Annotated in this window: 12 protein-coding genes; 11 read left to right on the top strand and 1 reads right to left on the bottom strand. The window is 46.2% G+C overall.

All coding sequences use genetic code 11. The annotated features are described in order from the left end of the window. Nucleotides 1-95: 95 nt before the first annotated feature. Nucleotides 96-479: an FxsA family protein gene (locus NYE36_RS14855; protein ID WP_012118168.1), complete on the top strand. Its 384-nt coding sequence runs from the start codon at nucleotides 96-98 to the stop codon at nucleotides 477-479. A 31-nt stretch (nucleotides 480-510) separates the two neighbouring features. Here NYE36_RS14855 and ytvI read toward each other — a convergent pair whose 3' ends face one another. Continuing rightward, nucleotides 511-1,626 (bottom strand): sporulation integral membrane protein YtvI, encoded by a 1,116-nt coding sequence (ytvI, locus tag NYE36_RS14850; protein ID WP_012118167.1) that lies wholly within the window; start codon nucleotides 1,624-1,626, stop codon nucleotides 511-513. A 97-nt stretch (nucleotides 1,627-1,723) separates the two neighbouring features. Here ytvI and NYE36_RS14845 point away from each other — a divergent pair, with 97 nt between their 5' ends. The 10 genes from NYE36_RS14845 to mutM all read left to right on the top strand — a co-directional run bounded on the left by NYE36_RS14845 (nucleotide 1,724) and on the right by mutM (nucleotide 13,688). Beyond that, nucleotides 1,724-2,188, top strand: a complete 465-nt coding sequence (locus NYE36_RS14845; RefSeq protein ID WP_007408072.1) for a DUF441 domain-containing protein — start codon at nucleotides 1,724-1,726, stop codon at nucleotides 2,186-2,188. A 29-nt stretch (nucleotides 2,189-2,217) separates the two neighbouring features. After that, nucleotides 2,218-2,370, top strand: a complete 153-nt coding sequence (locus tag NYE36_RS14840; protein WP_007408073.1) for a hypothetical protein — start codon at nucleotides 2,218-2,220, stop codon at nucleotides 2,368-2,370. Nucleotides 2,371-2,589: 219 nt separating this feature from the next. After that, entirely contained in the window at nucleotides 2,590-3,000 is a 411-nt protein-coding gene (locus tag NYE36_RS14835; protein WP_015240369.1) for a YjdF family protein, read from the top strand. 745 nt (nucleotides 3,001-3,745) lie between these two features. After that, nucleotides 3,746-4,864, top strand: a complete 1,119-nt coding sequence (gene citZ / locus NYE36_RS14830) for a citrate synthase (RefSeq protein WP_003152453.1) — start codon at nucleotides 3,746-3,748, stop codon at nucleotides 4,862-4,864. Between the two features lie 160 nt (nucleotides 4,865-5,024). Next, a complete protein-coding gene (icd, locus tag NYE36_RS14825) occupies nucleotides 5,025-6,296 on the top strand; it encodes an NADP-dependent isocitrate dehydrogenase (protein ID WP_007408075.1) in 1,272 nt (423 codons plus the stop codon). A gap of 45 nt (nucleotides 6,297-6,341) precedes the next feature. Next, nucleotides 6,342-7,280: a malate dehydrogenase gene (gene mdh / locus NYE36_RS14820; protein ID WP_003152455.1), complete on the top strand. Its 939-nt coding sequence runs from the start codon at nucleotides 6,342-6,344 to the stop codon at nucleotides 7,278-7,280. Between the two features lie 215 nt (nucleotides 7,281-7,495). Next, entirely contained in the window at nucleotides 7,496-8,215 is a 720-nt protein-coding gene (locus tag NYE36_RS14815; RefSeq protein ID WP_003152457.1) for a response regulator transcription factor, read from the top strand. After that, nucleotides 8,208-9,947 (top strand): ATP-binding protein, encoded by a 1,740-nt coding sequence (locus NYE36_RS14810; protein ID WP_032866541.1) that lies wholly within the window; start codon nucleotides 8,208-8,210, stop codon nucleotides 9,945-9,947. The genes NYE36_RS14815 and NYE36_RS14810 overlap by 8 nt, the downstream gene beginning before the upstream one ends. 246 nt (nucleotides 9,948-10,193) lie before the next feature. Beyond that, a complete protein-coding gene (gene polA, locus NYE36_RS14805) occupies nucleotides 10,194-12,833 on the top strand; it encodes a DNA polymerase I (RefSeq protein ID WP_015417985.1) in 2,640 nt (879 codons plus the stop codon). Nucleotides 12,834-12,857: 24 nt separating this feature from the next. Next, nucleotides 12,858-13,688 carry a DNA-formamidopyrimidine glycosylase gene (mutM, locus tag NYE36_RS14800; protein WP_015417984.1) on the top strand — a complete coding sequence of 277 codons (831 nt, stop codon included), beginning with the start codon at nucleotides 12,858-12,860 and terminating at the stop codon, nucleotides 13,686-13,688. Nucleotides 13,689-13,753 lie beyond the last annotated feature (65 nt).

Below are 13,753 nucleotides of genomic sequence, written 5' to 3'. Positions count from 1 at the left end.
AGAGGGGGGTTCTCCCTTCTCTTTTGTCTTTAGGTTGATTTTCCTATTCCCATGCGGGCGGTGACGCGCTTTTAGAAGGGCAGGAGGGCAGAAAAATGAGAGTGTTATTCTTACTGTTTATCGTGTGTCCGGCAATTGAAATCGGTTTGTTTCTGCTGGCGGGAAAATGGCTCGGTATTTTTCCGACCTTCCTTCTCATCATTTTGACAGGCGTGTTAGGCGCCTTGGTGGCAAAAAGACAGGGAACCGATGTGTATCATCGGGTGATGCGCGACCTGCAGCACGGCAAAATGCCGGGGGAAGCGCTTCTTGACGGAATATGCGTCTTTTTCGGAGGCCTGCTTTTGATGCTTCCGGGTTTTCTGTCCGATATTGCAGGGGCCTGTCTTCTGATTCCGTTCACTCGGAACCGCATGAAGCCGCTTTTGTTCAAATGGCTGAGAGGAATGTCAAAAAACAAGCGGATCATTATCAAATAAAAACGGCAGCCTTCTTACAGGGCTGCTGTTTTTATTTGGACTGAACAGTAATATAGGCCCATATTTCTTTTAAAGCGCCCGTTGTGATAAAGGCCTGAATGAAAACGAGCAGCGCGGGCCCCGCAGCCAGTCCTAAAATTCCGAACAATTTAAAGCCGGCAAACAGAGCGATTAAGGTCGCAAGCGGATCAAGTCCGATTGACTTGCTTAAAATTTTCGGCTCCGTCAGCTGGCGCTGGATAAGAACCACAATATATAAAACACCGAGACCGATCGCTTGAGGAAGCTGACCGGCAATGGCCAAATACATAATCCAGGGAACAAAGACCGACCCGGCGCCGAGATACGGGAGAAGGTCCACCAGGCCGATAAAAAAGGCGATGGTTGCCGCATGCTCAATCCCTAAAAGAAAAAGTCCGATAAAGACAATGATCATCGTGAAAAGTATGAGCACGGCCTGCGCCTTAATGAAACCTGCCATCGCTTTTTTCAGCTCTCCCGATACGGCCTTGGCGTTTGCTGAAACCCGTTCCGGAAGAATGGAATAAAGCAGCGCCTTCAGCTTATGCCAGTCCTTTGTCATAAAAAAAGTCGCCAGCATTGCGAAAATGAAGACGGCAGCTGTATTGGGAAGGAAGGCAATCCATTTCGGCACCAGCTCCAAAAGATGTGAAAGCATCAGCCCCGCATTTTTAGCGGCTGTATCACCGAGGGTCTGAATATGCGTCACGATGGATGCCTGCTGATTGGTTTCCAGTCCGTTAAATAAGACGGTCAGCTCGTGGTACAATGGCTGAATGCGGGAAGTGAACAGCTCTTCGCAATACGTCATAAAGGCGCTGATATGGGGAGGGAGCGTTTTGGCCAGATAGGCGGTTCCTGAAATGATTTCCGCAACGAGAAATGTCGCCGCGCCAAGAAGAATAAGCAAAAAGAAGACCAGGACAATGACTGTATTGACTGACCGGGGCATCCCCGTCAGTTTGTCCAGCCAGTCAACAACGGGAATGATCGCTGATGACAGAATAAGGGCGATCAGAAACGGATAAGTTAACGGAAATGAGGCGTAACCGGCCGCTAAAGCGCCGCCGGCCGCAGCGAGTACAAACAGCGCGCGGAAAAAAACAGTTGCATAGTGCGGATTCACATCGATCCTCCTCTCGGTCGGCACGTCCTATTACATTAGTTTATTCGTCAAAAAAAAGGATATGAATACAGATATGATGAAAGAGGGTGCTTTCAGGATGTTTACACAGGCGAATTTATTTTTACTATTATTGCTGGCCATCGCATTGATAGCCAAAAATCAGTCATTGCTTTTTGCCGTCGGCTTTCTCATTGTGATAAAAGCTGTCGGTCTTGATCAGAAACTATTTCCGGTTATTCAGTCAAAAGGCATCAACTGGGGGGTCACCGTCATTACAATCGCCGTTTTAGTGCCGATTGCCACAGGTGATATCGGTTTTAAACAGCTTGGAGAAGCGATGAAATCATATTATGCGTGGATCGCTCTCGGTGCCGGGATCGCGGTTGCCTTAATCGCCAAAAACGGTCTCACCTTATTGGAAAACGACCCTCATATTACAACGGCGCTGGTCATCGGCACGATACTTGCCGTCGCGCTTTTCGGAGGCGTCGCCGTCGGCCCGTTAATCGGCGCCGGAATCGCCTACTTGGCCATGCAAATCGTTAAAATATTCACTTCGTAAAGTAAAAAAGCGGCGTAAAGCTGCTTTTTTTGTGGAGAAAATTAGAGTTTGCACTTGCGCATTTTGTAGTTCAGACAAATGCCATTTACATTATTCCGATGAATGAAGCGGCTTACCATGTAACAAAGAGCTTCGGGATTGACGGCGCACATGGAGCGAAAACAGCGATTGCAGTAGATTAAAAGCTGATGGGATTTATGGGCTATACCAAAGCAAAACTTGAAGTGTTGTTAAAATAAGCGGAGACCCTTTCCTTCAATTTGAAAGTTTGTTAAATTTATAATGAGAATGAAAAAACACAATTCGGTTGGTAGTCCGGATGCATGATTTAAAATGTCAGTAACCTTCCCCTCCTCGGGATGTCCATCATTCTTCAGTAAATTTAGGAGGAGGGAATCGTTATGAAATTAACGGTTTACTACGATGGTCAGTTTTGGGTAGGAGTCATTGAAGTTGTGAATGACGGGAAATTAAGAGCAATTCGTCATTTGTTTGGACAAGAGCCAAAGGATTCAGAAATAATGCATTTTGTTAATAATCAACTTTTACAGACTCTCTCCCACACTGAACAAGAAGGGGTTTGTGTTAAAGCAAAATCTAAGAAATTAAACCCAAAAAGATTGCAACGACAAGCTTCTAAAGAAATGAAAAATATCGGGATATCAACTAAGGCACAAAAAGCGATAAAACAGGAGCTTGAAGCAAGAAAAGAAAAGAAAAAACAACTGAATAGAAAACAAAGAGAAAAGATAAAGGAACAAAAATATTTAATCAGAAAACAAAAAGCAAAAGAAAAGCATAGGGGCAAATAGTTGGAGAACCCGATGAAGCCCTTCGATTGAAAAGTTGAGCGGCATCAGTTAGTTTCTTCGGACTGATTTAGAGAAAAAAAGTATAAGTCAGAGCCCTTCTCGAGATGAGGAGGGTTTTTTCTGCAATTTATTTAAATTCACTTATATCAGTAAATGAGTCAGTTTCAATTGATGAACGGTTTGATGAGGATATTTACAGCCCGAAAACAGCGCAAATGCAGTCAAACGATTCCAGTCCATGTGCGGGGAGCCAACTAAAACCAAGACCTGGATTTCTGAAGCTGATCCGAACATTGATTCAGTCGAGTAAACAAAATAACCCCCTTCTCCGGTAAAGAAGGGGGTTAAATTTGCGGTGAAGTTGTCGCGCCTGTCCTTTTAAAGTCTCCTCCAAAACTCCCCCAAATGAAAACATGAGAATACATGGTTTTACAAAGCGCCTGAAAGCAAACGATTAAATTTATCAACGCCAAGCCTTGATATATAGGGCTTTTAAAACATTTTTAGTTAAAAGTCTACAAATTAATCAGATTATTGTTTATAATAAGAATAGGCTTAAACTTAAATAAGCTTATAAGAATTTGTTATGTTCCTCTATAAGCATATCGGTTATGTAACCGCAACCAGTGAAATGTAAGCATTTTCTTGAAGGGGAAAGGGAGTGTTTGCATGACTCATTTTAAGTAAGCCGTATGTTTTATATACTCTTTAAAGGGGAATTTTGATTGAAAAGGAGAGGTTGAATATGACAGCAACACGCGGTCTTGAAGGGGTTGTAGCAACAACATCATCTGTAAGCTCTATTATCGACGATACCCTTACATATGTAGGGTACGATATTGACGACTTGACAGAGAATGCAAGTTTTGAAGAAATCATTTATTTGCTGTGGCATCTGCGCCTGCCGAATAAAACGGAACTTGCTGAACTGAAAAAACAGCTTGCGAAAGAAGCTGCCGTTCCACAAGAAATCATTGAGCACTTCAAATCCTATCCCCTCAATAACGTACATCCAATGGCTGCGCTCCGGACGGCGATTTCATTACTCGGTCTGACTGACAGTGAAGCCGATGTCATGAATCCGGAAGCGAACTACAGAAAAGCCATCCGTCTGCAGGCGAAAGTGCCGGGCATTGTCGCCGCTTTCTCAAGAATCCGCAAAGGACTTGATCCTGTTGAACCGAAGGAAGAGTACGGAATCGCGGAGAACTTCCTTTACACCTTAAACGGTGAAGAGCCTTCTCCGATCGAAGTGGAAGCGTTTAACAAAGCGCTCATTCTTCATGCGGATCATGAGCTGAACGCATCAACGTTTACGGCGAGAGTATGTGTCGCCACCTTATCTGATATTTACTCAGGCATCACTGCCGCCATCGGCGCTTTAAAAGGGCCGCTTCACGGCGGAGCCAATGAAGCCGTCATGAAAATGCTGACAGAAATCGGCGAAGTGGAAAACGCCGAGCCTTATATCCGCAGCAAAATGGAGAAAAAGGAAAAAGTAATGGGCTTCGGACACCGTGTGTATAAGCATGGAGACCCGCGCGCCAAACACTTAAAAGAAATGAGCAAACGCCTGACGAATCTGACGGGGGAAAGCAAATGGTATGAGATGTCAATCCGTGTCGAAGAAATCGTGACGTCGGAGAAAAAACTCCCGCCTAACGTTGATTTCTATTCCGCATCTGTATACCACAGTCTCGGCATTGATCACGATCTGTTCACGCCGATCTTTGCGGTCAGCAGAATGTCAGGATGGATCGCCCATATTCTTGAACAGTACGATAACAACCGCCTCATCCGCCCGCGCGCTGATTACACGGGTCCGGATAAGCAGACTTTTGTTCCGATTGATGAAAGAGCCTGATCAAACGGGAGGCTGGTGATTTTCATGTCGTTAGCCTCTTGTTAATCAAGCCCGGATTGGTTTACAATTTTGATAGAATCTTGAGAAAAATCATTTTATTTTCTATACAAGAAAAATAAAATGTTTTCTAAATATGAATTACATACTGGGAGGTAATATTGTGTCACAAGGTGAAAAAATTACAGTCTCTAATGGAGTATTAAACGTACCAAATAATCCGATTATCCCGTTTATTGAAGGCGACGGCACAGGCCCTGATATTTGGAACGCCGCTTCTAAAGTATTGGAAGCCGCTGTTGAAAAAGCATATAAAGGCGAGAAAAAAATCACGTGGAAAGAAGTTTATGCCGGTGAAAAGGCTTATAATAAAACAGGTGAGTGGCTTCCTGCCGAAACGCTGGAAGACATCAGAGAGTACTTCATCGCCATCAAAGGTCCTCTGACGACACCGGTCGGCGGCGGTATCCGTTCTCTGAACGTGGCGCTGAGACAGGAGCTTGATTTGTTTACGTGCCTGCGCCCTGTCAGATATTTCACGGGAGTGCCTTCTCCGGTCAAACGACCTGAAGATACGGATATGGTCATTTTCCGCGAGAATACGGAAGATATTTATGCCGGAATTGAGTATGCGAAAGGTTCTGAAGAGGTTGAAAAGCTGATCAGCTTCCTGCAAAATGAAATGGGTGTTAACAAAATCCGTTTCCCTGAAACGTCAGGAATCGGCATCAAACCTGTTTCTGAAGAAGGCACAAGCCGCTTAGTCAGAGCTGCCATTGAGTATGCGATCGAAAACGGCCGTAAGTCTGTCACGCTTGTCCACAAAGGAAACATCATGAAGTTCACTGAAGGGGCATTTAAAAACTGGGGCTACGAGCTTGCCGAAAGAGAATACGGAGATAAAGTATTCACTTGGGCTGAATATGACCGCATTGTCGAAAAAGACGGAAAAGAAGCTGCTGATAAAGCGCAGAGCGACGCGGAAGCGGCAGGAAAAATCATCGTCAAAGACAGCATCGCTGATATTTTCCTTCAGCAGATCTTAACCCGTCCGAGCGAATTCGACGTCGTGGCGACAATGAACTTAAACGGAGACTATATCTCTGATGCGCTTGCCGCTCAGGTAGGCGGAATCGGAATCGCGCCGGGAGCGAACATCAACTATGAAACAGGGCATGCGATTTTCGAAGCGACTCACGGAACGGCTCCAAAGTATGCCGGCCTTGACAAAGTCAACCCGTCATCCGTCATCCTTTCAGGAGTGCTTCTTCTTGAACACCTGAACTGGAATGAGGCTGCTGACTTGATCATTAAATCTATGGAAAAAACGATTGCTTCAAAAGTAGTAACGTACGATTTTGCTAGATTAATGGACGGTGCAACTGAAGTGAAATGTTCAGAGTTTGGTGAAGAGCTAATCAAAAACATGGACTGAACCTAAAGCAGACTTCTAATGAAGCCAAAAAAGGAGAAGAGAATCATGGGAAAAACACGCAGTAAAGTTTCTGTTATCGGAGCAGGATTTACGGGAGCGACAACAGCCTTTCTTACAGCTCAAAAAGAGCTTGCGGACGTTGTGCTCGTTGATATTCCGCAATTAGAAAACCCGACAAAAGGAAAAGCGCTAGACATGCTCGAAGCAAGTCCGGTCCAAGGATTTGACGCGAAAATCACAGGCACGTCCAACTACGAGGACACAGCCGGTTCTGATATCGTCGTCATCACAGCCGGAATTGCGAGAAAACCAGGCATGAGCCGTGATGATCTCGTATCTACAAACGAAAAAATCATGAGAAGCGTCACACGTGAGATCGTGAAATATTCTCCTGACTGCATTATCGTTGTATTGACAAACCCTGTTGATGCGATGACATATGCGGTGTACAAAGAATCAGGCTTCCCGAAAGAACGCGTCATCGGACAATCCGGAGTGCTTGACACTGCACGATTCAGAACATTCGTCGCTGAAGAATTAAACCTGTCTGTAAAAGATGTGACCGGTTTTGTTCTTGGCGGACACGGTGACGACATGGTTCCTCTCGTCCGTTATTCCTATGCGGGCGGCATTCCGCTTGAAACGCTTATCCCGAAAGACCGTCTTGATGCGATTGTAGAACGCACAAGAAAAGGCGGCGGGGAAATCGTCAACCTTCTCGGAAACGGAAGCGCCTACTACGCGCCTGCTGCATCACTGACTGAAATGGTAGAAGCCATTTTGAAAGATCAGCGCCGCGTGCTTCCGACCATCGCTTACTTAGAAGGCGAATACGGTCATGAAGGCATTTACTTAGGCGTACCGACGATTATCGGAGGAAACGGCCTAGAGCAAATCATCGAGCTTGAACTGACAGACTATGAAAAAGCGCAGCTGAGTAAATCAGTTGAATCTGTCAAAAACGTGATGAAAGTATTGTCATAAGAAAAAAGGGAAGGCTTCCGAATCAGAAGCCTTCCTCTTTTTACAATTAATGAAAGCGTTTTCTTTTTCCCTGAGCGATCCTTTCTCTGAAAATGATCAAAAAGGCGAATTGTCTGAACGGGCAGTATTGGATAAAATGAAATCATAAAGTGATATGCAGCACATAAAATAGAGAAAATTGGATGTCGGGGAAAATAGACAGCGGAGGGCGCAGCATGAACAAAAAAATTTTAGTTGTAGATGATGAACAATCTATCGTTACTCTTTTACAGTATAATCTGGAACGGTCCGGCTATGATGTCATTACCGCATCAGACGGTGAAGAGGCTCTGGAGCTGGCAGAGAATGAAAATCCGGATTTAATCGTACTGGATGTCATGCTGCCGAAAGTGGACGGAATCGACGTCTGTAAGCAGCTCAGACAGCAGAAAATGATGGTCCCGATCTTGATGCTGACAGCAAAAGATGAGGAGTTTGATAAAGTGCTGGGACTGGAGCTCGGAGCGGATGATTACATGACAAAGCCGTTCAGTCCGCGGGAAGTCACTGCGCGGGTGAAAGCCATTTTAAGAAGGGCTGACATTTCTTCGCTGTCACAAGGCAGAGAAGAGGAAAAGGACGGGCAGATCCTCATCGGCGAGCTGAAAATTCTTCCGGAGCATTACGAAGCGTACTTCAAGTCAGAACAGCTGGAATTGACGCCTAAAGAATTTGAACTGCTTCTGTATTTGGGAAAACACAAGGGAAGAGTGCTGACGAGAGATCTTCTGCTGAGCGCGGTCTGGAACTATGATTTTGCCGGGGACACCCGGATTGTTGACGTTCATATCAGTCATCTGCGCGACAAAATCGAATCAAATACCAAAAAACCCATCTATATTAAAACAATCAGAGGTTTGGGGTATAAACTGGAGGAGCCAAAAATGAATGAATAAAGTCCGTGTGCGTCTGTTCGCTTTACTCGTTGTATGTATCATATTGGTTTTCAGTGTTCTCGGCCTTTTTTTACAGCAGCTTATTTCTTCATCCGCTGAAGAAAGAACGGCGGATCAGCTGAAAAAGGAATCGGTATACATAGCGGGCCTTCTTGACGCCGGCAGAATCGGCAATAAAAGCAATGAAACGGTAATCCGTGACGCCGGCCGCACCCTCGGTATAAACGTCGCCGTGCTCAACGAGAAGGGTGACGCCGTATATCATTCCGGCAGTCATGCTGATGATTCAGCCGTAAAGGAGTTCATTTCTCACAATAAAAGCGAGGAAGCCGTACAGTCGAAAAGCAAAGTCATCCGCGGCACTGCCGTAAAAAATGACGCCGGGAAAATTGCGGGGTATGTACTCGTTTCCTCTGAGATCAACGGCGGTTCAAGCGTTACCGGAGAAATGTGGGGCATGCTGGCAGCAAGTCTTTGTACCGCTTTTATCATTATCGTTTTCTTTTATACAAACATGACGTCCCGTTACAAAAAATCAATCGACGCCGCGACAAAAGTGGCGACGGAGCTGTCCAAGGGGAATTATGACGCCCGCTCCTACAGCGGTTACGCAAGGCGGTCGGACCGTCTCGGGCGTGCGATGAACAGCCTGGCGGTCGATTTAATGGAAATGACGAGAACGCAGGATATGCAGCGCGATCGTCTGTTAACCGTCATTGAAAATATCGGATCCGGTTTGATTTTAATAGACGGGAGAGGTTTTATCAATCTCGTGAACCGGTCATACACGAAGCAGTTTCATACAAAGCCTGAACGTCTGCTTCGGCGTCTTTACCATGATGCGTTTGAACATGAGGAGATCATTCGGCTTGTCGAAGACATTTTTATGACGGAGACGAAAAAATGCCAGCTGCTCAGACTTCCCATCAACATTGAGCGGCGCTACTTTGAAGTTGACGGCGTTCCGATCATGGGCCCTGACGATGAATGGAAGGGCATCGTCCTCGTCTTTCACGATATGACGGAAATTAAAAAATTGGAGCAGATGAGAAAGGACTTCGTCGCCAATGTCTCCCATGAACTGAAAACACCGATCACCTCGATTAAAGGCTTTACGGAAACACTGTTAGACGGAGCGATGAAAGACGAAAAGGCGCTTTCAGACTTTCTGTCTATCATTCTGAAAGAAAGTGAGCGGCTCCAATCTCTCGTGCAGGATTTACTGGATTTATCCAAGATGGAGCAGCAAAACTTTACGATGCGCGTAGAGTCCTTTGACGCCGCAAAAATTCTGCATGAAATTGAAGCGCTTTTGCGGCATAAGGCTGAGGAAAAAGGCATCAGCTTTCAGCTCGATCTCCCGGAAGAGCCGATTTTTGTGACGGGTGACGCGCACAGGCTGAAGCAGGTGTTTTTGAATCTGGCGAACAATGCCCTGACCTACACGCCTGAAAAAGGGGCGGTGGGGATTTCGGTACATGTGAAAGAAACCGTTGTCGATATCAAAGTGTCCGATACGGGAATCGGCATTCAGAAGGAAGAGATCCCGCGGATATTTGAGAGATTCTACCGCGTGGATAAAGACAGAAGCCGCAACTCGGGAGGAACCGGGCTCGGCCTCGCCATCGTGAAGCACTTAATAGAAGCCCATGAAGGTAAAATCGAGGTCACAAGCGAGCCGGGACAGGGGACTGTATTTACCGTGACGCTGAAGCGGCAGCCGGAAGCGTGATCAGCTTTACAAAGGATTAACAATTTCTTCATGACCTGTTAAACCTATCTTGTTAGGATGTAACAGAACCCCTTCATCCAAGGAGCCAATTTTGACGGCGGGAACGTGTTTTCTTGTTCCCGTCCTTTTTTGCGTTTTCACGGGGTTCGCTCATTTTCCTTTCAAATTGAACTTTGTTAAAATAAGAGAAGCTGTGAGATTAAAAAATAGAGGAATGACGAGCTTTTGCTCTTAGGAGGATATTGAATGACGGAACGAAAAAAATTAGTGCTTGTCGACGGAAACAGTCTGGCGTATCGGGCGTTTTTTGCATTGCCGCTTTTAAGCAATGAAAAAGGCATCCATACAAATGCCGTATACGGGTTTGCGATGATTTTAATGAAAATGCTGGAAGATGAAAAGCCGACCCACATGCTGGTGGCTTTTGATGCGGGAAAAACCACTTTCCGCCACAGCACGTTTAAAGAATATAAAGGCGGAAGACAAAAAACGCCGCCGGAGCTTTCAGAACAGATGCCGTTCATCCGCGAGCTCCTTGATGCCTACAAAATCAGCCGCTACGAGCTTCCTGAATATGAAGCGGACGATATTATCGGCACCCTTGCCGTTTCTGCTGAAAAAGAAGGCTTCGAAGTAAAGGTAGTTTCGGGGGACAAGGACTTAACCCAGCTTGCAACCGGGAAAACGACCGTTGCCATTACGAGAAAAGGCATTACTGACGTGGAAGATTACACGCCGGAGCACGTGCAAGAAAAGTACGGTCTGACCCCTTTGCAAATCATTGATATGAAGGGATTAATGGGGGATTCATCCGATAACATACCGGGCGTCCCCGGCGTCGGAGAAAAAACCGCGATTAAGCTTTTAAAGCAGTTCCATTCGGTTGAGAAACTGCTTGATTCCATTGATGAAGTCAGCGGAAAAAAATTAAAAGAAAAGCTTGAAGAATATAAGGAACAAGCCCTGATGAGCAAAGAGCTGGCGACGATTATGACAAATGCGCCGATTGAAGTCAAGCCCGAAGATTTAGATTACCAAGGGTTTGACCGTGAACAAGTTGTTGCCATTTTTAAAGACCTCGGTTTTAATACGCTTCTTGAGCGGCTCGGTGAAGAAAGCGGCGAAACGGCGGAAGAAAATTTTGAAGACATCAATGTTGAAACGGCAGAAGAAATCACCGAAGATATGCTCGTTTCGCCGTCCGCTTTGGTCGTCGAACAAATCGGTGATAACTATCACGAAGAACCGATCCTCGGCTTTTCCATCGTGAATGAAACAGGTCTTTATTATATTCCGAAAGAAATCGCCATTCAGTCTGAAGCTTTTAAATCTTGGGCTGAAGATGAATCGATGAAAAAGTGGGTGTTCGACAGCAAACGTTCCGTCGTCGCTTTGCGCTGGCAGGGAATTGAGCTGAAGGGAACGGAATTTGACGCGCTTCTTGCTGCCTACATTATAAACCCGGGCAATTCGTACGACGATGTCGCGAGCGTAGCGAAAGAATACGGGCTGAATATCGTTTCAAAAGATGAAGCGGTATACGGAAAAGGCGCAAAGCGCGCCGTTCCGGCTGAAAAAGAGCTTGCCGATCATCTCGCGCGGAAAGCGTCTGCTGTTAACAGCCTCCGTGACAAACTGCTCGACGCTTTGGAAGAAAATAATCAGCTTGAATTATATGAAGATCTCGAACTCCCGCTTGCGCTTATTCTCGGAGAAATGGAATCAATGGGCGTCAAAGTGGATGTTGAAAGACTGAAGCGAATGGGCGAAGAGCTTAAGGCGAAGCTGAAAGAATATGAAGAAAAAATCCATGACATCGCCGGTGAGCCGTTTAACATCAATTCACCAAAACAGCTCGGCGTCATTCTGTTTGAAAAGCTCGGCCTGCCGCCAGTAAAGAAAACAAAAACAGGCTATTCCACTTCAGCTGATGTGCTTGAGAAGCTCGCAGACAAACATGATATCGTCGCGCACATTCTGCAATACAGACAAATCGGCAAACTCCAATCGACTTATATTGAAGGGCTGCTGAAAGTCACGCGCAAGGATTCTCATAAGGTGCATACACGATTCAATCAGGCATTGACTCAAACCGGACGCCTCAGCTCAACGGATCCGAACCTGCAAAATATTCCGATCCGGCTGGAGGAAGGGCGGAAAATCCGCCAGGCTTTCGTACCGTCCGAACCGGACTGGCTTATTTTCGCCGCCGATTATTCACAAATTGAATTAAGGGTGCTTGCGCATATTTCAAAAGATGAAAATCTGATCGAAGCGTTTACGAATGACATGGACATTCACACAAAAACCGCCATGGACGTATTTCATGTCAGTGAAGATGAAGTGACACAAGCGATGCGCCGCCAGGCAAAGGCCGTCAATTTCGGCATTGTTTACGGCATCAGTGATTACGGGCTGTCGCAAAACCTCGGCATCACCCGGAAGGAAGCGGGCGCTTTTATTGACCGCTATTTGGAGAGCTTCCCGGGCGTCAAGGCGTATATGGAAGAGTCGGTGCAGGAAGCGAAGCAAAAAGGATATGTCACGACACTTATGCAGCGCCGCCGCTATATTCCTGAGCTGACCAGCCGCAACTTCAACCTGCGGAGCTTTGCGGAACGGACGGCCATGAATACGCCGATTCAGGGAAGCGCCGCCGATATTATTAAAAAAGCCATGATTGACATGGCAGCTGAGCTGAAAGAAAAAAACCTGAAGGCGCGACTGCTGCTTCAGGTGCACGATGAATTGATTTTTGAAGCGCCTAAGGAAGAAATTGAAATATTAGAGAAGCTGGTTCCTGAAGTGATGGAGCATGCTTTGGCATTAGACGTGCCGCTGAAGGCGGATTATGCTTCAGGGCCGTCTTGGTACGATGCAAAATAAACAGAGAAAAAGGAAGTGATGATTGTGCCGGAATTACCAGAAGTTGAAACGGTCCGGCGCACTCTGACCGGTCTTGTGAAGGGGAAAACGATTGAATCGGCGGATATCAGATGGCCGAATATCATCAAAAAACCCGCCGAGCCGGAGGAATTCGCGCGGCAGATTGCAGGAGAAACAATCCGATCCATCGGAAGAAGGGGAAAGTTTTTGCTTTTCCATCTGGATCATTATGTCATGGTGTCCCACCTGCGGATGGAGGGGAAATACGGTCTTCATCAGGCCGATGAGCCTGACGATAAACATGTGCACGTCGTGTTTCACATGACGGACGGAACACAGCTCCGCTACCGGGATGTCCGGAAATTCGGCACGATGCATTTGTTTGCGCCGGGAGAGGAATTGAATGCATTACCGCTTTCACAGCTCGGGCCCGAACCCGATGATGAAGCATTTACCGCTGCTTATTTAAAAGAGCGGCTTGCAAAAACGAACCGCGCGGTGAAAACCGCCCTGCTCGACCAAAAAGCGGTCGTCGGCCTCGGCAATATTTATGTCGATGAAGCTTTATTCCGGGCGCGTATTCATCCTGAGACAAAAGCGAACAGTCTGTCAGACGGGCAGATAAAAACGCTTCATACAGAAATTAAAGACACCCTTCAGGAAGCGATTGACGCGGGCGGGAGCACCGTCCGGTCTTATATCAATTCTCAAGGGGAAATCGGAATGTTTCAGCTCAAACATTACGTATACGGCAAAAAGGATGAACCGTGCAAAACGTGCGGCACGATGATTTCTAAAATCGTGGTCGGCGGAAGGGGTACGCATTTTTGCGCCCGCTGCCAAAAAAAATCATGAACTGAAGCGGTTCAAGCAGGCGCAGCAGAATGACTTTTTTCTAACACAGTTGATGACCTTTCTCC

It is taken from the genome of Bacillus sp. FSL R5-0593 (assembly GCF_038603755.1).
Classification (GTDB): Bacteria; Bacillota; Bacilli; order Bacillales; family Bacillaceae; genus Bacillus; species Bacillus velezensis.
The sequence above is the reverse complement of the archived record's forward strand: the minus strand, read 5'-3'. Positions and strand labels throughout refer to the sequence as shown.

Coding starts and splice junctions, on each gene's coding strand:
- NYE36_RS14855 (WP_012118168.1), top strand. CDS start 96: ATGAGAGTGTTATTCTTACTGTTTATCGTGTGTCCGGCAATTGAAATC.
- NYE36_RS14845 (WP_007408072.1), top strand. CDS start 1,724: ATGTTTACACAGGCGAATTTATTTTTACTATTATTGCTGGCCATCGCA.
- NYE36_RS14835 (WP_015240369.1), top strand. CDS start 2,590: ATGAAATTAACGGTTTACTACGATGGTCAGTTTTGGGTAGGAGTCATT.
- citZ (WP_003152453.1), top strand. CDS start 3,746: ATGACAGCAACACGCGGTCTTGAAGGGGTTGTAGCAACAACATCATCT.
- mdh (WP_003152455.1), top strand. CDS start 6,342: ATGGGAAAAACACGCAGTAAAGTTTCTGTTATCGGAGCAGGATTTACG.
- NYE36_RS14815 (WP_003152457.1), top strand. CDS start 7,496: ATGAACAAAAAAATTTTAGTTGTAGATGATGAACAATCTATCGTTACT.
- NYE36_RS14810 (WP_032866541.1), top strand. CDS start 8,208: ATGAATAAAGTCCGTGTGCGTCTGTTCGCTTTACTCGTTGTATGTATC.
- polA (WP_015417985.1), top strand. CDS start 10,194: ATGACGGAACGAAAAAAATTAGTGCTTGTCGACGGAAACAGTCTGGCG.